The sequence below is a fragment of the Wolbachia endosymbiont (group B) of Chesias legatella genome (assembly GCF_964026945.1).
GTDB lineage: Bacteria > Pseudomonadota > Alphaproteobacteria > Rickettsiales > Anaplasmataceae > Wolbachia.
The window spans coordinates 1,412,479-1,430,547 of record NZ_OZ034711.1 but is presented as its reverse complement, the minus strand read 5'-3'; the positions used below and the strand labels follow the sequence as shown (position 1 = coordinate 1,430,547).

Below are 18,069 nucleotides of genomic sequence, written 5' to 3'. Positions count from 1 at the left end.
ACTTCCATTTGGTCCCTCGTGACAAGAAACTTTGTTAACCACTTAAGGTAGGAAAGCAGATGATTACAAGTAAACCTGTAAGTGCATCTACCGAAAGCTTTGAAGCATGGAAGCAATTGCCATGGAAGAAATGCCAGAAAGTTATTGTGAGGCTACAAAGACGTATTGTTAAGGCTGTCCAAGAAGGAAGATGGGGTAAGGTAAAAGCTTTACAACATCTTCTCACACGCTCTTTTAGCGGAAAAGCTTTGGCTGTTAAGAGAGTAACTGAAAACCAAGGAAAAACCACAGCAGGTGTAGATCGTCAACTATGGTCAACTTGCAATGCTAAATTTCAAGGAATAAAGCTGTTAAAACAAAGAGGATATAAACCTTCTCCGCTCAAACGAATTTATATCAGTAAATCTAATGGCAAAAGAAGGCCTCTCGGTATACCCACGATAAAAGATAGAGCGATGCAAGCATTATATCTGTTTGCTCTGGAACCGATAGCTGAAACGATCAGTGATCGTCACTCCTATGGCTTTAGACCTAAAAGATCCTGCGCGGATGCTATTGCTGCTTGTCACTTATTACTGGCAAGACGCAATCGACCACAATGGATACTAGAAGGTGATATCAAAGGGTGCTTTGACAACATTAACCATGAATGGCTTATGAAGCATATTCCTATGGAAAAGAAAATTCTTCATAGATGGTTAAAAGCTGGTTTCCTAGAATCGAAAACTCTGTATCCCACAACTGCTGGCACTCCGCAAGGAAGTATAATTTCTCCAATACTAGCTAACTTTACCTTAGATGGTCTTGAACAGTTATTAGAAAGTCGCTTTGGTAAATTAGGTAGCAAAAGAAGAGGAAAAATCAGAAGTGGAGTGAATGTAATCAGGTACGCAGACGACTTTATTATTTCAGGTTTCACACATGAAGTACTGGAAAAGGAAGTTAAGCCTTTAGTATCATCTTTTCTTCATGAGCGAGGTTTAATTCTGTCAGAAGAGAAGACAAAGATTACATCTATTACAACAGGGTTTGACTTTCTTGGTTGTAATGTACGTAGATATAATAAGAAGTTAATTATTAAACCTTCGAAAGAAAGTATTAAAAGACTTCTTAATAAAGCACGTACATTGATAAAAGCAAATATAGCGAACACTCAGGCTATAGTAATTAAGTCACTCAACTCTCTACTGAGAGGATGGGGAAATTACTATCACCATGTGTGTGCTAAAAAAGCGTTTAGAAAGATCGACAATGAAATTTGGCATAGTTTATGGAAATGGGCAAAGAAAAGACATCCTCGTAAAGGATTACGTTGGATAAAGAATCGTTACTTCAAAGTAATGGGTCAACGCCAATGGGTTTTTGCTGCACCCATATGCAAGAACAAACCAAAAGAGATACGGTATTTAAGACTGCTTAAGCTGATTGATATACCTATCAGACGACATGTTAAAATCAGAGCGGATGCAAATCCCCTTGACTTAAAATGGAAAAAGTATTTTGATGAGAGAGTGAAACGAACAAGAATGTTAGCAAGCTCCTTTTCAAGAGAAGGTTCTCTACTGTTGGTGTCACCATTAAGAATGATGTTTCCTGAGGAATCATGAAGGACAAGCCGGTTCTAGAAAAGAAGAACTTAGATAAGGGGCTCAAGCGTAGTGTGGGGAAACCTGCATGCTGCGTTTCTAAGGGAGGGGGTAGTAGTAATACTGCTTCCTTACCTGACCAAGTAAATTTTTATGCAAAAATTATTATCAAAAAGTAGTAATGTAAGAGGCTTTACGTGCAATTAAATTTATTTAGCAATAATCAAGTTGATTATTGCTGGCAAAACTATATCACCTTAGACGAAAATAAGCACGTATATAACTCAATAGTTAACGATTTATCTTGGAAATGCCTGATTCTTTTTGGACCTAACAGCTCTGGAAAAACTCACCTTGCTCATATTTGGCAATCAATAAACAATGCAATTTTTATCAATGTGAATAATTTTGTAAGCGAAATTAGGTATAGCGATGCGTTTATTTTAGAGGATGTACAAAACATTAAAGATGAGGAAATGTTGTTACATTGTTATAATTATATGAAAGAAAATGATAAGAGACTGCTAATCACTTCTTCAATTTCACCAAAAAAGCTTAACTTCAAACTAAGAGATTTAAGCTCCCGAATATTGTCAACTACCAGCGTAAAAATTTTGCCTGCAAGCGAGGAATTATTAAGAATTATGCTAATAAAACGATTTTCAGATAAACAGTTAAAAATTGATTTAAAAGTGATTAATTATATTCTAGCAAGAATAGAACGTTCTTTCCACAGCATTAATAAAATTATAGAAAAAATAGATAGTGAATCCATAGGATCAAATGTAACCATTCCTTTTATTAACACTTTATTAAAAAAAAGTCCCAAGTGATTCCTTCTGCTGCAAGACATTTGTTATATATATTAAAGATTTATTAATACCCATACAATAATGAAGTTGAAATCACTATCTCTTTATGTTAAAATTATAATAAATACTATGATGTAATAAGCATAAACAGACATAGCTAAGGAATATTTTATATGATAGTAAAACTTACTTTACAGGATGTTTTTTATAGATTTGATGTTATAATTGAAATATGGTAAAAATAAGATCAAATTTAAAAAAAAGGTTAAAACAAAGGTTTGTAGTACTTACTTTATTGATAAATGTTTTATTTATCTCATATTTTCTTATAAAAAATACAAAAAATACTTTTAATCAAATTATAGTCAAAGAAATAAATATAGGAGCTGATAATGAAAAATAAACAACCACAAAATAAAAAAGAGGATCTTTACATAACGTATTACATAGATACTTTGGTTTCCGAAAAATCCTCTACACAAAATACTTTGGAAAGTTATCGTTCAGATTTACACCAACTTGAAAAATTTTTATTAGAAGGAGGCACTACCTTAGTTGGTGCAAGTAAAGCTAATATTAAAGATTATGTAAACTTTTTACGTACACAAAAGAAATATAAAACTAGCTCTATATCAAGAAAAATATCTGCTATCAAAAATTTCTATAAGTGCCTATTTAATGATGGAATAATAGATTTTAATCCAGCACCGGCCAATGATAGTGAATTAAGAAATCCAAAGGTTTCCCGTCCTTTGCCTAAGTATTTAAGTGTTCAAGAAATATTTTTGCTCATGGAAACAGTAAAAAAATCAGCAAGCGGATCGAATAAAGAGATAAGCAGTAAAAGGCTATGTGCAATTTTAGATATTCTTTACTCTTCCGGGATGCGTGTTTCTGAACTAATCAATATGAAGTTATGTGAAGTATCACATTTAGTAAACAGTAATGGTAAGGAAGGCTACATAATAATAAAGGGAAAAAGTGGCAGAGAAAGGCAAATCTTTTTTAATCAACAAGCATTGCAAAGCCTTAAAGATTATTTATCAATTCGTGACAATCTGCTCCCTAACAACAAAAAATCTGATTGGCTATTCCCAGGTGATAAACCTAATAAACCAATTACAAGGCAAAGAGTTGGTCAATTAATAAAGGAATTAGCAAGAAAGTGCAATATTGATGAAAATAAAATCTCTCCACATGTGATTAGGCATTCTCTTGCTACCCATCTACTGAATAGCGGAGCAAATATTGTGCTGATACAAAAAATTCTTGGCCATACTAATCTTTCTACAACACAAATATATACTCATATTGCTAACGAAAAGTTAAAGGACAAATTAGCTGATTCTCATCCTATTACTCAGATGATCAATAATTAAACTTATTGCTTTTAGTTTTGTAGTAAAGTTAAATTCAAATAAGTTTACGTGTGTTTGTGATTGCAAGTTTATTATTTAATTTACTCCTTATATTATGGGAAGTATTCTATACTTTAATTACTCTCCCTGTAATTTTCTTTCCTGAGTGTGTAATAACCATTTTCCTTGTTTGCTCGGTGAGAGTTGTATTATTCATGTTGCGTTTATTATGTGGCATTAAATATGAAGTGAGGGGAATGGAAAACATTCCTAAGCAACCTTTTATAATTGCATCTAAACACCAATCTCCATTTGAAACATTTATTTTTATACTACTCTTTAGAAAAGCAGTTTTTATTTTAAAACGTGAATTGAAATGGATTCCATTCATTGGTTTGCATCTCATGGCATTAAAAATGATTTTTATTAACCGCTCAGATGGTATTAGTTCTGTGCGTCATATCATGAAATTAGCAAAAGTGTGTATAAAAGAAAATAGAGGCATAATAATATTTCCTGAAGGTACAAGAACAACTATAAACCAAAATATAAAATATCAATCGGGTATTGCTGCTTTATATAGCGTATTATCTGTTCCTGTGTTACCGATTGCTTTAAACACTGGTTTGTTTTGGCCAAAAAGCATACTTTCTCTGAGAAAGAATCCCGGAAAGGCGGTAATAGAAATATTACCTCCCATATATCCTGGGTTAAACAAAAATGAATTCTTGCAAAGTTTAGAAAAAATCATTGAAGAAAGAAGTAGTAGATTAATTGCAGAAAAAACTGATATTGCAAATTAACAAAAAAACTTTATAATTAAAAGAAAAGTACAGGTATTAATATATGGCAAATCATAAGAGTGCTAAAAAAATGATGAAGGTAATAGCAAAGCGTACTTTAGTAAATAAGATGCGAAAAAGCAAAACTCGTACTGCTATTAGAAGATTAGTTGATATAATCAAGTCTGGTGATAAAGAGAATGTTGTCTTGGCATTTCGGAATGCTGAATCCAATTTACACAAATGTGTAAATAAAGGTGTCATTCATAGGAATACCGCTGCGCGTAAAATAAGTCGCTTAAATGCAAAAGTAAAAGCATTGATGACCGCTTAATACGGTTAATGTAAAGTTAGCTGTATTAATATATACTCTTCAGTTTGTATATTCTGTATAAAATTAAGTAGCTCAAGTGATGGATAAAAAAGCATTATTGGAACTAAGTAATGGGTCAAAAATTGATCTGCCCGTATTAAGTGGAACAGTAGGTCCTGATGTGTTAAATATTAAGGATTTATATAAGACAACAGGATTATTCACTTACGATCCAGGGTTTGTTTCTACAGCTTCATGCTCTTCTACAATTACATTCATTGATGGAGATGAAGGAGTTCTTAAATATAGGGGACATAATATAGCTGATTTGGCAGAGAATAATAATTTTACTGCTGTGATTTATTTATTGCTCTATGGTGAATTACCCAGTTCAGAGCAACACAAAAAATTTCTTCTCAAAATACAAGAATCATCCAAAGTATCAGAGCAAGTTACAAATGTAATCAAAGCATTTCCAAAAACTGCTCACCCTATGTCGATTTTAGTTGCATGTTTTGCAAATTTGTCAGCGTCTTACCATGAAATGCATGGCAACAATGTCAATGGTGAAGATTTAGATTTTGGAATTTCTGCAATAGCAAAAGTTCCTGCAATTGTTGCAATGATTTATAGACATATCAACAATCAGGAATTCATAAATGCTAATAATAAATTAAGTTATAGTGAGAATTTCTTAAATATGATATTTGGCAGTGCTGTTAATAATACCCTTTTTGTAAAAGCTCTGGATAAAATATTTACTCTTCATGCTGATCATGAACAGAATGCTTCTACAGCAGCTGTCAGATTGGTAGGGTCAGCTGGTTCTAATCTATTTGCAAGCCTGTCTGCAGGAGTTGCTACACTTTGGGGTCCAGCACACGGTGGAGCTAATGAGGCAGTTATAAATATGCTAAAAGAGATAGAGCAAAGTGGAGATGTAGATAGATTCATTGAGAAAGCTAAAGATGATAAAGATCCATTTAAGCTAATGGGATTTGGACATCGTGTTTATAAAAACTATGATCCGCGCGCGCTTATATTAAAGGATGCTTGTCATGAGATTTTAAGCAAACTAGAGCAAAACAATGAATTACTTGAAATTGCAAAAAAACTTGAAGAAATAGCTTTAAAGGATGAGTATTTTATTACACGTAAGTTGTATCCAAATGTTGATTTTTACTCAGGTATAATAATGAATGCTATCGGTATCCCTTCAAGTATGTTTACACCCATTTTTGCACTTGCAAGAACCACTGGTTGGGTTGCCCAGTGGTATGAAATGGTAAACGATAAAGAAACCAAGATTTGTAGGCCAAGGCAGCTCTACCTTGGCAAATAAACTTTCATTCACAATTCGTCCTCAAATAGTTTAATTTTCTTTAGCTATAAAATACAACAAATTGATTTCTTACTAGTTGATGTCTGCTTTTTTGCAGAACATTGGTCAGGCTGTGATATAGAAGGTTGGTTAAATGTTGTTTTGGGCTTATTAAAAGAAGATCGTGCTGAAGATTGTGCTGAAGAAGGGACAAAGCCACTATCTTTAGCCGAAGCATCATCCCCACCTTTACCTTCACCATAGTAGTCGGGCCTAAGGAATTTGCTTGAGTTTTTAGCATGTGATTTACCTATAACTGAATTCTTAGGTGAATCACCAAAACCACTATCTGCACTTGTATCTGCACTTGGTCCATCCGTCCCTACTTTTTCTTCAGAAGGGGCAAGAGTTTGTGGTTTCATAGCTTGCACACGCGCAGGATCAATGGATAGCTTATATTTAACTTTATCTTTACCTGTATCTTCGCTGATTAAAGAGCTCTCTGTGATCTTATTCATCACACAGTAAGCAATGTCTGGGTTACGAAAGTCTATTGCATATATTTGTTCGGCACCATATGTTGGAAGACCTCTTTCTGCAATATCATCTTTTACATCACGCAATACTTTTGTAACACCAAACACCTTATTATTAATATGATCAACTTCTTTTTCATTTAAAAACTCTATGTAATTACCACAATCAATAACAGGAGCCAAAATTGAATACTCATCTTTACTTTCTTTGTGAGAAGTATGCCACATAGAATCAATTGGTAGGTGCGGTAGTGCCTTACAAATTAAATCAACAACTGCGGACTTCAGAGTGTCATTCATTTCATCCTCGGTACTTGAAACTTCCAAATCACGACAATGAAAGGATAATTCATGCTTTGCTATGTCTTTAATGAGCTTAGGATTATCAAAAATGCTTTTCTTTAGATATACATAATTTCCTTTCTCTTCTAAAAAATCCTTAGGTTTTTTAGGACCATTTTCATAACCTTTTATCCTCGATGAGAGCAAATCTACAAAAGAACGTTGCAAATTTCTATCAACACACTCCGCACCATATAGATAAGATCCCTTATCAAAGACTTCATCAATTATATTATAATCTACATGTTCTTCTATCTCCTGCTCTATATCATCTGATAGATTCTTATAACCTAGTTCCGATTTTTTGTCTTCTTTTTTTTGCTCTTTAATAAGATCTGTTGCAAATCGCGCAATTTCATTAGCTAGCAAAAACTTTAGATTAGAAATTACCTCTTTTCTAATTGGCACCAAAAATTTATTATCTTCAGCCGATTTCCCTTGATCAAAGTTAAAAGGAAAAAACTTTGTATAAAAATTATCATCAAGAATACTTTCATCCGGACAAAATCTTTGTATTATTTTTTCTTTGGCTTTTTTGTTGTTTATATTCAACATTACGTGCAATTTTCTCGTTTGCTCATAGCCACTCTGTCAGTGCTATTTTCCTTGCTGTGTGTTGTTGTATATACTAATTCCTGTACTGTCTATAGCAATTTCGATATCTTCTATATTATTTTCTGCAATCATTTATCTTAATATTAAGTTTTTTTTGATGCTTGTGAATAGCTGCAAATCTCTTCCTATTTGTTGCAAATATCCTTTTATAAACCCGACTGTTTGTCTTAAACCAATTCTAAAGAAACTGACGATTATATGCACTAAAATCACAACTTTATCACTATAAATATAGTTGCCGCCCTGCATTTTTGGACAATTCTCGTACCAATTTTCTATGGCGTCATTGATATAACAAAAAATGCTTCCTCTTTCTTGGAGAAATTTGTTATATTCATGGCAGTTACTGACTCTCATTTTTTGTGGCATATTTTTTCTTCAACAGTTAAATGGCTATTTATAATGAATTTTGTCAGTAACTGCCAGTTCTTTTCACTTGAGCGATTCAACAAAGCCATCCCAGTGTCAATCACTGAAATGACACCCTTCCGGTGGGGATTGCTCTCAGACTACAATGTTTGTACAGTTGTACTGGGATTCAAGTATAAAAATATTTGGAAATTATACAATGGACAATGGATTCTAGGAGTATATGTTAAAAGTAATGTCCATAATGAAATAAGCTGGATTCTAATGTCACGTACTGGAATGACAACATATAGGTATTGGAATAACAAAAGAGGAATATTATGATTTTATATCATTTTCCTCTTTGTCCGTTTTCACGAAAAGTTAGAGCTCTTCTCAAGGAAAAAAAGCTGAGTTGTGATTTGGTATATGAAAATCCATGGGAAAAGCGGAATGAATTCATGGAGATCAATCCAATCGGACAAGTACCAGTATTAATAGATAATAACTTTGTAATAGCGGATAGTAATGCCATTTGTGAATATATAGAAGAGACTTACAATAGCGACGTCAAATTACTTGGTTCATCCACTATTATTAAGTCTAAAATACGCGCTTTAATCAATTGGTTCGATAGCAAATTTTACAATGAAGTTACTAAGTATATTATGAATGAAAAAGTAATTACTAACCGCAGCCCTGACTCTAGGTTTCTTCATGCAGCTCAGAATAACCTGCCTTGCCATATGGAATACATCGAACACTTAATTAACAAGAACGTTTGGCTTGCAACCGATAAGTTCACTTTAGCCGATATTACTTTAGCATCACATATTTCTATAATAGACTACGTAAATAGTTTCCCATGGGAAAAAAGTAAGATTTTAAAAGAATGGTACTCCATTGTTAAATCAAGGCCTTGTTTTCGCGAAATATTATTAGAGAGAGTTTTTGGCTTAACTCCCCCTAGACATTACGCTGACCTTGATTTTTAACTTGCGTGAGTTTTAAAGCTACAGTCATTCCTTCGTCAGTAGGAATCAATATGGAGAAATATTTTTTTTCATCTGACAATCTATCGTTAAACTCTCTCATAGCATGCCATGACTTTTCTGATACTTCTTTTGGAGGAGATTCTAAAAATACTGTATCAAATAATAGAGTGTTATCTGCAACGATTAGCCCATCTTGTTTAATGTATGACTCTGCCCAATCTAAATACTTAGGATAACTACTTTTGTCAGCATCGATGAATATCATGTCAAATGGTGCCTTTGCTGATAATTCATTAATTTTTTCCAGTGCATCACCTTCTATTAGAGTAATTTTATCACTTAGATTAAAAGCACTAAAATTTTTTTTTGCTATTCTTGAGTGTTGAGGATTATTTTCTATTGTATATATATGACCATCTTTCGGTAAAGCTTTTACCATACAAATTGACGAATAACCATATAACGTGCCAATTTCAACTATGCTTTTAACTTTATGGATTTTGATAAATAAATTTAATAATTTTCCTTCTTCAGGAGTGATTTGAATACGTTGTTTCTTATCAAGAGTACAATGTTCTTCTATTTTTTTATACTCTTTTGCAAATAAGCTTCTTATGTACAACGATTTTCTGCTAAAGTTATGACGCATTAAGTTTTATAATATAAACTAAGGAGGTTTAATCTATATAAGATTTATAGATATAACAATAGAGTTAAGAATAATAAAAATTTTTATTTTAAGTTGTTATTTTATAAAGTAAAATTTTAAGTGACAAAGATTATTATATATTTTACTATGGTTAACTAGTATAATAACCAATTGTTATACTAGAATTAAGGGATCGTTTATTTTACATCTCTCTTAAAATGTAATTTTTATAATCAATTAGAGGGGGTTATATGTCTTATAACATTGCTAACGAAGTTGAAACGTTAAGCAAGAAATCTAATAATAATGAAGGAGTGAAATTACTGCACAATCCAGCTTATCGCGAGAAGTACAAAGAACGCTTTAACGAAGCTCAGAAAAAAGTTATGGATATGGTCCAATTTTATGATGGAACGATAGTATTAATAGAGAATAAAATTGCTATGTATTATTATGCTTGGCACAGTAAAAAAAGAGAGTTTGAGCGTAAAAAGCAACAAACAGTATCAAAAAATACTGATTCAGCATAGGGTTTTTATATGGTAAGCTAAAGTGTTATTACTTCACTATAGCTTTTCCATATAACTCATCTATTACATTAGTGAAATATTCCAGCTCTCTATATCCTTCATGTTTGATTTTACCATTCTCTACGTATGATTTGTCATCGTTAATCTTGATGATGAATACAGGAGTAGCTGTGATATCAAGTTTATTAATTGCAAGTGATTTATCATTTATAATTTTGTCCATCATCTTTTTATCATTAATGCATTGGTTAAATACATCTTGCTTCAAATTGCTTAGTGCAGCAATTTTTTGTAGTATAGTTAAATCACTAAAATTAGAGTAGTTCCACGAGTCTATTGCATTAAACACAGCTTTGTTAAAATTAAAATAGTCTTCTTCTTTTTCATAGCAATAACTTAGCATTGCAGCTTTTAATCCTCTGTAATCTAGAGGAAAATGACGGAATATGTATAACATCTTACCTGTATCTATGTACTTTTCTTTGATTTTAGGAAAAACTTTCTTATGAAAAAGAGAACAGTGATAACAAGTGAGCGAAGCATATTCTATCATTAAAATTGGTGCTTTTGGATCACCTAATAATTTATCATCAGGCAGTAGTGACAGTAGTTCTTTTGATGTTATTTCATCAGTTTTTTGAGTGTTGGGTAAGTTTTGTTCAATAGCTGCATAAGAACTAACACTTATAAAAATAAGTAAGAACAATAATCTAAAAATCATTACAATGGAAACACTTAACTTATTAAAGAATTTATGCATTTATATAAATAATGTCAAGATAACTTTTTCTCGGCAACACTTTCTACTCTGTCTTTAAATGCAGCAATTATTTTACTTTGTGTGTATTTATAAACTGAGTTTAATAAGGCGGAAAACAAATTGGATTTAAATTCAAACTTTATATAGAACTCTACCATAGTTTTACTTTCATCTATAGGAGTGAATTTCCATTCGTTGTATAAATGTTTAAATATTCCATTTGACGACACAGCTTTTATCCAACTTTTATTTGCTCCATTTGGAGAAAGAAAGGTCACTTCTGATGTGTAACTTCCTTTAATGCCATGAAAAGCTGCAAGGAGGTCCACAATCATTTGGCTATCAGTTTTTTCTTTTATATAAACAGCTTTGCACCAAGGAACAAAATCAGGATACTTCTCAACGTCAATTACAACTTGAAATATCTCATGAGATGAAAAGAAAAAAACACCTTGTTCTTTATATTGGTGTAACATAAACCTAAATAATGGAAAAGGGATCCATATCTACCGTCAGTCTTAGTAGATTCCTGAGACCTAAAGTTAAGGTGGGCATCACGTACTAATTTCAATGAAATTAACAGAGGCAATTCCCTTGATCAGAAATTATCGCTCGGGAAATTTAACTTAACTCATAACGCATAGCACAGACCCCTAAATTAATTATAGATTATTTATATAGAGTATGTCTATAGATATATTAAAACTAGCGATCATTATTTTGCCTTTGTTAAATTTTGCATTTTAAGTATCATAGCTAATAAATATATCTTATGAATCTTATTAAGTTCTTAACCATTTTTATTGTAATCTCCTCAAGTGCTTACGCGAATTGTATAGGGCACAAAACTTTTGTGCTTGCCATGAAGCAGCAAGTAGACAACACGTCTATGAAAGGGAATAGAAAAAATCTAGAACATGTACAAGAAGAACTTCTGAAAATTATTCAGAATAATGTTGACCTCAAAGGAATATCTCGATTTGTCATAGGGAAATATTGGAATTTATCTACTCAGAAAGAAAAAGAAGAGTTTCTAAAAGAATATGAAGTATATCTCGCGCGTTTGTGCGCTAAAATTTTGTATAAATACATAAATAATAGTGAAATGATCATAATGAGTACAAGAGCAGTTGACGATGAAACTTGTCTGATAGGAACAAGATTTTCTTATGGTGATGAGGAATTTACAAACATTGACTTTAAAGTGACTAAAAGTGACAATTCTTTCTTAATAAACGATGTTGTAATGAGTGGAATAAGTATTTCTATTAATCAACGTTCTCAATTTAGTGAAAAGATCGACACGAATGGCATGGCAAGTGTAATAGATGAATTAAAACGTAACAATAATTTATGATATACATGCCTCATTGGCCTAAGCCGATTGGCAGTAGGCCAAAGGATTTTTCTCTTGATCGCATAAAAAGTTTTCTAAATAAACTGGGTAATCCCGAGAAAAAAATACCGCCAATAATTCACATAGCTGGCACTAATGGCAAAGGATCAACACTATCCTTTATAAGATATATAATGCAAGCAGCAGGGTATAAAGTTCATACGTACACTTCTCCACATTTAGTGAATTTTAATGAGAGAATAGTTGTTGCAGGCAATGATATCGATGATAGTGAATTACATAACTCACTGGAAGAATGCCGTATAGCAGTCGCAGAACAACCCATCACTCTATTTGAAGCCGCAACGACTGCAGCCTTCTTAGCTTTTTCTCGTCATAAAGCTGATATTACTTTAGTTGAAGTGGGTCTGGGTGGAAGGCTTGATGCAACAAATGTTATAGATAATCCGATTCTAACGATCATCACTTCCATTGCACTTGACCATACAGAATATCTTGGTCCTACCGTAGAAACCATAGCAGGTGAAAAGGCTGGAATAATGAAACCTAATGTTCCTTGCGTAATAGCACCACAAGAAAAATCTATAATGAACACGCTAGAACAACACGCAATAAACAAAAAATCTCCCTTATATAGAGGAGGATTTGAGTGGAATTGTGAAAAACAGAATAACAGAATAGTCTTTCAATCGACTATTCAATCAATAGAATTTTCTTTGCCATCTTTAAAAGGAGATCATCAAATAATCAATTCAGGAAACGCAATTGCAGCATGTAGCATTTTGAGTGGGAAGTATGGATTTAATATTGGAGAAGAGGACATTGCTTCAGGTTTACAGAGCACTTATTGGCCTGCGCGGCTAGAGTCTATAAAAGAAGGTAATTTAATTTCTTTATTACCAAAAGATTGGCAATTATTTCTAGATGGCGCGCACAACAATGATGGTGCCAAAGTGTTAGCTAAGTGGGTAAGAGACAATTTTGCTGAAGGTATCTATATGATCTTTGGTGTTACTCGTAACAGAAACGTCGCAGAGTTCTTAGAGCACTTAAAGCCATACATCAAACTACTATGCGCCGTTTGTGTTAAATCTGAACCTAAAGCAACAAGTACAGATTTAATTAGAGAAGGAGCTCATAATATAGGAATCAATGCTATCGAATGTGAATCAATCAGAGATGCTATATCAAATCACATACTAAAAGCTTCTATACAAAACGTCAAAACCATACTAATCTGTGGCTCGCTATTTTTAGCCAGAGATTTGAGTATGGAGAATAGCTATCAATTAATCCAAGAACAATAAATGCACTACACAACTTGCTCTCTTCCATGAGCGTGAACACTATCGGGATTTACAATGCTGCTTGGCTTTTCGGTTAATGCTCCTATAGGTACATTTTGTTCATCACCTCTTCCTTCAGTTTTTACAAGATTTACAACTTTTCTCTCGTAGATCTCACTTGCTAATTGTAATAATAAAGTACAACCTAGTACTATAGCAAATCCAATGAGTACTTTACTGTCTACGCAACTAGATTGGTACTGCAACACCAAACCTGCTATTAATAAAATAGGAGGAAGATAATTTGAAATTTGGGAAGTAAGAATTAGATATTTAAATGCTTTACTTTTGAACATTTCATCTATATAAATAGTACCTTCAAAAATAAACGTTAGTGCGGTTGTGTGTCCCACGCTGGCTCTCTAAAATTACTTTAGCTACAAATATTAAGAAATTTACTAAGTAAAAAAAGACAAAAGAACCCCCGTATAGCGAGTTTTAATAATTTAAATTGATAATGTACTAACAAGCGCGATTTGGCTGAATGTAGAAAAAATAAAAAAGACATGCAGCCGCTATAATTTTTATGTAATTTGCCAATAAATATTTGAGTTTTTTACTGAATTTTGCTGTTAAATCCGCGGAGATTAAAAACAAGGGTAAATACTCTTGCTATCATAGTAAGGGAGATGGCGTAATTTGTCAAGTTAAATAAGCTAAGTTATTAACATGTAATAATTAGGCAGCTATTGCAGATTGAATGTTCAAATGATCACTAACTTTGAGGTTTTGGTTTCATCTATTTGCGGCTGACTAATCATAGTTCGAATGAAATTGGTTGCCATAAAGGTACAACCTAGAATAAAAAAAGCAACGGAAATAAAGGGGATAATAGGAAATTCAAGAGGTAATATAGATGTAATTCCTCCTATTAAAAATGAAACGTTAGATGCAATGTCGAGGCAGATCTTCATTAATTTCTCTTGCCGAGAGGTATCGAGTTGCTTATTAAGGCCACACTGCCTAAAATGATCAGTTAATGACCATATATTTAAAGCAAGCGAAAGTGCACTTAGTATAGTGCTGACAATAGTAAAATACAAGCTTAAGGAAGAAATATTTAGGGCTAATGCTGCTATGTACCCACTCAAAGAAGCAATAGATAGTGCAGTAACCAAGCGTTTTGAATAAGTTCTTATTTTCTTTCTGTAAACAAGCTTTTTTTCTTCATAACTCATAAACTTAGTAGTAAATACATTATATCATAGCATTAATTGACTCAAAAATCAATACAGAGTGCCCGGGAGAAGACTTGAACTTCCACAACTTGAAAAGTTACTAGCACCTGAAGCTAGCGCGTCTACCAATTCCGCCACCCGGGCTTTTTGTGATTTACTATGTTAAAATTAAATAATATACTTAAACAATTTTTAGCTCAAAGGTAATGCCAAATCTAGATCAAATATTTTTTGCTCAGAACAATGTTAATATTAATAATGTATATAAAATAGTCAACAACGCTTTGAGCAATAGTGATGGTGGTGAGCTATTTTTAGAGTTTTGCCAATCAGAATCCCTGATTTTTGATGATAATATATTAAAACATATGGATTTAAATATCAGAAGAGGATTTGGTCTCAGGTCTTTTTGTGAGGATAGTACGTCTTTTGTTTGCTCTTCTGAAATTAGCGAAAAGGAAATTAGTAACGCTGCTTCTATAGTGAAAAACTCAGTATCTTTAAACAAAACAAATTCAATAAACTTAAATGAGGGAACAAGAGAGCTGTATTCAAAGATTAACCCCATAAATGAAATGGATCTGAACTCAAAGATTAAACTACTCAATGAGGTTAATGAGTATGTAAGGTCCAAGAATAACTACGTGAAGCAAGTAAAAATAATTCTAAGTGGAGAATGGCAAGTTATACAAATAATAAAAGATGATCACAGGTTAAGCGACATCAGACCTTTAGTACGTTTTAATGTACTAGTCATCGTAGAGAAAAATGGCCGAGCGGAGAAAGGTTCTGCAGGGCATGGTGGAAGAGACGCTTATAGTAAGTTTGTTTCTGAGAAGAAGTGGAAAGAAGTTGCAAACCAAGCGTTAGAGCAAGCGCTAGTAAATCTTGAGGCAATTCCAGCTCCGGCTGGAGAGATGACAGTTGTTTTAGGTTCAGGTTGGCCAGGAATATTATTGCATGAAGCTGTAGGTCATGGACTTGAAGGTGATTTTAACCGTAAAGGAATCTCGGCATTTTCAAATTCTATGGGTAAACAAGTGGCAGCCAGTAACATTACTGTAATTGATGATGGAACTCTACCTAATTTGCGTGGTTCTATTAGCATAGACGATGAGGGTACTTTACCTGGCTATAATGTGCTTATAGAAGATGGAATTCTAAAAGGATATATGCAAGATCATATGAACGCTAAACTTATGGGTGTAAATCCAACTGGTAATGGTAGAAGAGAAAGTTACAAAGAAGTTACTATGCCACGCATGACAAACACCTATATGTTGCCAGGAAAATATACACCAGAAGAAATAATATCCAGTGTAAAGAGAGGCCTATATGCAGTAAATTTTGGTGGTGGACAAGTTGATATAACATCAGGAAAATTTGTTTTCTCATCTTCGGAAGCTTACCTAATAAAAAATGGTAAAATTACACAACCAGTCAAAGGAGCAACGCTAATTGGTGATGGGCCAACAGTGCTAAAAAAAGTATCAATGATTGGTAATGATCTAAAGTTAGATCCTGGTGTTGGTACGTGCTCAAAAGACGGACAAAATGTGCCTGTTGGAGTTGGTCAGCCAACACTCAAGGTCGATGCAATAACTGTTGGTGGAACTGAATATGTAGATAAGGGCTAAGCGAACTCAGCTCATGCTGTACAATTATATTGTAACCATTATTCAAGTAGCTCATATAGATGCAAAAACTACTTAACAAATCTCTCTGCCTTCCTTGCTATAACGTGTATAACAATCTCACAAAAAATCATATCATAGAATTCAATAGGTGATCTTTAAAAAATCCTTAAGGAAAGTAAAATACTGTTTAAATAGGCCGATATAGATGGTTTTATGATATAATAAAATTATTATAAACAAGAACTTATAAACTCTAGCAAATGAATTTGTGAGTTTAGTGGTGTTAGGAATACCTGGCTCTTTTATGTGGATTGACATTCTCAATAACCTGCTCTAGAGATAGATTATATAATTTTGACAAGGTTCTTGGCATGTGATATTTTTCTCGAATATAGGTAATGGTATAAATGACTTTATATCTATATCCAGCTCTAGGGGAAGATCTTCAATGTTTACGTCCATCCCTGATAAAGGATGTTCTATGTCCATGTGCAGCTTTGGGGGATAGTTCTACTTTGAAGATTTCTTTCACTTTTACTATTGCGACTCCCGATTGGCTTTGTTGCATCACACTTTATGAGATGGTGATTTATGGTAAATTCATGTAACTATCTCAAATTTAGCCACACCAATATCAGTGAATTTATTAAGCAAATAGCATTTAGTTCTTTTTCTCGATTTATCTCAGATTTATTCCTAAACAAATACTTGCTTCAACCTTGAGAAAAATCCTTCTATGTAAGATCTTTTTCCATAATTTACTTCTTTTTCCATTCTTTCATGCCATCTTCACCGTATAATTTTTTAACCTAATAGCAGCATTTCTGTCAGACATATAATCTATTTTTGAATGTTCTGCTGCATCCTTTTTTGGTAGAACTTTTGTTTTTATATCGTATTTCTTACACAATTTATAAAGTTTTTGCCTATCGTATGCCCTATCTGCATATAATGCTTTTATTTTGTGCTGAAAATTAACTTCTTCAAGCAAATCGCAAGTGGTCAGAGTAGACGCCATTACTGTATCTTGCAGCTATAGCTTTTTTACTATTCACACTTAACATAACATGTAACTTTCTTACTTGCTCGTAGCTTCGGTACTTTCTATCTGCACTGTTTTCCTTACTGTGGCCAGGAGTGTTACTGTAAATTTGTGCTATCTATGATAATTTCAATATTTTCCATGTTGCTTTTATCAATCCTGCAATCATTTATCTTAATATTAAGTTTTTTTTGATGCTTGTTAATAGCTGCAAATTTTTTCCTATTTGTTGCAGATATCCTTTTACAAACCCTACCGTTTGTCTTAAGTCAATTCTAAAAAGATTAACGATTATATGCACCAAAATCACAACTTTATCACTATAAATATAGTTGCCGCCCTGCATTTTTGGACTATTTTCATACCAATTTTCGATAGCTTCATCGATGTAACGAAAAATATTCCCCCTTTTTTCAAGGAATTTGTTATATTCGTTTTGGTTACTGACTTTCATTTTCTGTGGCATATTTTTTCTTCAACAGTTAAATGGCTGTTTTATAATGAATTTTGTCAGTAACTTCCAGTTCTTTTCACTTGAGCGATGCAACAAAGCCATCCCAGA

22 protein-coding genes, 1 tRNA gene and 1 other RNA gene are annotated in these 18,069 nt (G+C 32.9%); 12 read left to right on the top strand and 12 right to left on the bottom strand.

The features are described 5' to 3' along the window. The first annotated feature begins 59 nt into the window (after window positions 1–59). The 7 genes from ltrA to AAGD65_RS06740 all read left to right on the top strand — a co-directional run bounded on the left by ltrA (window position 60) and on the right by AAGD65_RS06740 (window position 6,193). Window positions 60–1,607, top strand: coding sequence for a group II intron reverse transcriptase/maturase (ltrA, locus tag AAGD65_RS06770; protein ID WP_019236826.1), 1,548 nt, complete (start codon window positions 60–62; stop codon window positions 1,605–1,607). Continuing rightward, window positions 1,604–1,765: a hypothetical protein gene (locus AAGD65_RS06765; RefSeq protein WP_012481963.1), complete on the top strand. Its 162-nt coding sequence runs from the start codon at window positions 1,604–1,606 to the stop codon at window positions 1,763–1,765. The genes ltrA and AAGD65_RS06765 overlap by 4 nt, the downstream gene beginning before the upstream one ends. A gap of 18 nt (window positions 1,766–1,783) precedes the next feature. Next, window positions 1,784–2,419, top strand: a complete 636-nt coding sequence (locus tag AAGD65_RS06760; protein ID WP_015588224.1) for a DnaA ATPase domain-containing protein — start codon at window positions 1,784–1,786, stop codon at window positions 2,417–2,419. Between the two features lie 371 nt (window positions 2,420–2,790). Beyond that, on the top strand, window positions 2,791–3,777 hold the full coding sequence (locus AAGD65_RS06755; protein WP_341810929.1) for a site-specific tyrosine recombinase: 987 nt from the start codon (window positions 2,791–2,793) through the stop codon (window positions 3,775–3,777). Between the two features lie 56 nt (window positions 3,778–3,833). Next, the gene (locus tag AAGD65_RS06750) at window positions 3,834–4,559 is read left to right on the top strand and encodes a lysophospholipid acyltransferase family protein (RefSeq protein ID WP_029237643.1); all 726 of its coding nucleotides are present in this window, start codon (window positions 3,834–3,836) and stop codon (window positions 4,557–4,559) included. Between the two features lie 43 nt (window positions 4,560–4,602). Beyond that, complete coding sequence (gene rpsT / locus AAGD65_RS06745) at window positions 4,603–4,872, top strand: 30S ribosomal protein S20 (protein WP_007302369.1); 270 nt, start codon at window positions 4,603–4,605, stop codon at window positions 4,870–4,872. 79 nt (window positions 4,873–4,951) lie between these two features. After that, entirely contained in the window at window positions 4,952–6,193 is a 1,242-nt protein-coding gene (locus tag AAGD65_RS06740; RefSeq protein WP_264682789.1) for a citrate synthase, read from the top strand. A 44-nt stretch (window positions 6,194–6,237) separates the two neighbouring features. Here the strand turns inward: AAGD65_RS06740 and AAGD65_RS06735 are convergent, their stop codons facing one another. Further along, window positions 6,238–7,605 carry a hypothetical protein gene (locus AAGD65_RS06735; protein ID WP_341810928.1) on the bottom strand — a complete coding sequence of 456 codons (1,368 nt, stop codon included), beginning with the start codon at window positions 7,603–7,605 and terminating at the stop codon, window positions 6,238–6,240. A 132-nt stretch (window positions 7,606–7,737) separates the two neighbouring features. After that, the gene (locus AAGD65_RS06730) at window positions 7,738–8,034 is read right to left on the bottom strand and encodes a transposase (RefSeq protein WP_264374473.1); all 297 of its coding nucleotides are present in this window, start codon (window positions 8,032–8,034) and stop codon (window positions 7,738–7,740) included. Window positions 8,035–8,354: 320 nt separating this feature from the next. Between AAGD65_RS06730 and AAGD65_RS06725 the strand changes: the two genes are divergently transcribed. Continuing rightward, window positions 8,355–9,008 (top strand): glutathione S-transferase family protein, encoded by a 654-nt coding sequence (locus AAGD65_RS06725; protein WP_010403901.1) that lies wholly within the window; start codon window positions 8,355–8,357, stop codon window positions 9,006–9,008. On the opposite strand, the gene AAGD65_RS06720 is transcribed toward AAGD65_RS06725, so the two are convergent. Next, window positions 8,980–9,657 carry an O-methyltransferase gene (locus AAGD65_RS06720; protein WP_006013497.1) on the bottom strand — a complete coding sequence of 226 codons (678 nt, stop codon included), beginning with the start codon at window positions 9,655–9,657 and terminating at the stop codon, window positions 8,980–8,982. The genes AAGD65_RS06725 and AAGD65_RS06720 overlap by 29 nt on opposite strands. A 251-nt stretch (window positions 9,658–9,908) precedes the next feature. Here AAGD65_RS06720 and AAGD65_RS06715 point away from each other — a divergent pair, with 251 nt between their 5' ends. Next, window positions 9,909–10,187 carry a DUF2671 domain-containing protein gene (locus AAGD65_RS06715; RefSeq protein WP_010403908.1) on the top strand — a complete coding sequence of 93 codons (279 nt, stop codon included), beginning with the start codon at window positions 9,909–9,911 and terminating at the stop codon, window positions 10,185–10,187. Window positions 10,188–10,215: 28 nt separating this feature from the next. Here AAGD65_RS06715 and AAGD65_RS06710 read toward each other — a convergent pair whose 3' ends face one another. The 3 genes from AAGD65_RS06710 to ssrS all read right to left on the bottom strand — a co-directional run bounded on the left by AAGD65_RS06710 (window position 10,216) and on the right by ssrS (window position 11,602). Further along, window positions 10,216–10,908, bottom strand: a complete 693-nt coding sequence (locus tag AAGD65_RS06710) for a thioredoxin domain-containing protein (protein WP_007302335.1) — start codon at window positions 10,906–10,908, stop codon at window positions 10,216–10,218. Between the two features lie 53 nt (window positions 10,909–10,961). Continuing rightward, a complete protein-coding gene (locus AAGD65_RS06705; RefSeq protein WP_264682777.1) occupies window positions 10,962–11,423 on the bottom strand; it encodes a type II toxin-antitoxin system RatA family toxin in 462 nt (153 codons plus the stop codon). 17 nt (window positions 11,424–11,440) lie between these two features. Continuing rightward, window positions 11,441–11,602: non-coding RNA, 6S RNA (gene ssrS, locus AAGD65_RS06700), on the bottom strand. A gap of 117 nt (window positions 11,603–11,719) precedes the next feature. On the opposite strand from ssrS, the gene AAGD65_RS06695 reads away from it, so the two are divergent. Next, window positions 11,720–12,304, top strand: a complete 585-nt coding sequence (locus AAGD65_RS06695) for a phospholipid-binding protein MlaC (protein ID WP_213863858.1) — start codon at window positions 11,720–11,722, stop codon at window positions 12,302–12,304. After that, on the top strand, window positions 12,301–13,611 hold the full coding sequence (locus AAGD65_RS06690; protein WP_063630904.1) for a bifunctional folylpolyglutamate synthase/dihydrofolate synthase: 1,311 nt from the start codon (window positions 12,301–12,303) through the stop codon (window positions 13,609–13,611). Before AAGD65_RS06695 ends, AAGD65_RS06690 begins: the two co-directional genes overlap by 4 nt. Window positions 13,612–13,616: 5 nt before the next feature. Here AAGD65_RS06690 and AAGD65_RS06685 read toward each other — a convergent pair whose 3' ends face one another. From AAGD65_RS06685 to AAGD65_RS06675, 3 genes are all read right to left on the bottom strand, one after another. Further along, complete coding sequence (locus AAGD65_RS06685; protein ID WP_007302338.1) at window positions 13,617–14,003, bottom strand: hypothetical protein; 387 nt, start codon at window positions 14,001–14,003, stop codon at window positions 13,617–13,619. Between the two features lie 351 nt (window positions 14,004–14,354). After that, entirely contained in the window at window positions 14,355–14,828 is a 474-nt protein-coding gene (locus tag AAGD65_RS06680) for a hypothetical protein (RefSeq protein WP_007302339.1), read from the bottom strand. Between the two features lie 59 nt (window positions 14,829–14,887). After that, window positions 14,888–14,972, bottom strand: a tRNA-Leu gene (locus AAGD65_RS06675). Between the two features lie 62 nt (window positions 14,973–15,034). Between AAGD65_RS06675 and tldD the strand changes: the two genes are divergently transcribed. After that, the gene (gene tldD / locus AAGD65_RS06670; protein WP_264682681.1) at window positions 15,035–16,465 is read left to right on the top strand and encodes a metalloprotease TldD; all 1,431 of its coding nucleotides are present in this window, start codon (window positions 15,035–15,037) and stop codon (window positions 16,463–16,465) included. A 445-nt stretch (window positions 16,466–16,910) separates the two neighbouring features. Here tldD and AAGD65_RS06665 read toward each other — a convergent pair whose 3' ends face one another. The 3 genes from AAGD65_RS06665 to AAGD65_RS06655 all read right to left on the bottom strand — a co-directional run bounded on the left by AAGD65_RS06665 (window position 16,911) and on the right by AAGD65_RS06655 (window position 17,973). Continuing rightward, on the bottom strand, window positions 16,911–17,033 hold the full coding sequence (locus tag AAGD65_RS06665) for a hypothetical protein (protein ID WP_341810927.1): 123 nt from the start codon (window positions 17,031–17,033) through the stop codon (window positions 16,911–16,913). A 210-nt stretch (window positions 17,034–17,243) separates the two neighbouring features. Continuing rightward, window positions 17,244–17,483 carry a transposase gene (locus AAGD65_RS06660; protein WP_264682682.1) on the bottom strand — a complete coding sequence of 80 codons (240 nt, stop codon included), beginning with the start codon at window positions 17,481–17,483 and terminating at the stop codon, window positions 17,244–17,246. 193 nt (window positions 17,484–17,676) lie between these two features. Then, window positions 17,677–17,973, bottom strand: a complete 297-nt coding sequence (locus tag AAGD65_RS06655) for a transposase (protein WP_264682683.1) — start codon at window positions 17,971–17,973, stop codon at window positions 17,677–17,679. Between the last annotated feature and the right edge of the window lie 96 nt (window positions 17,974–18,069).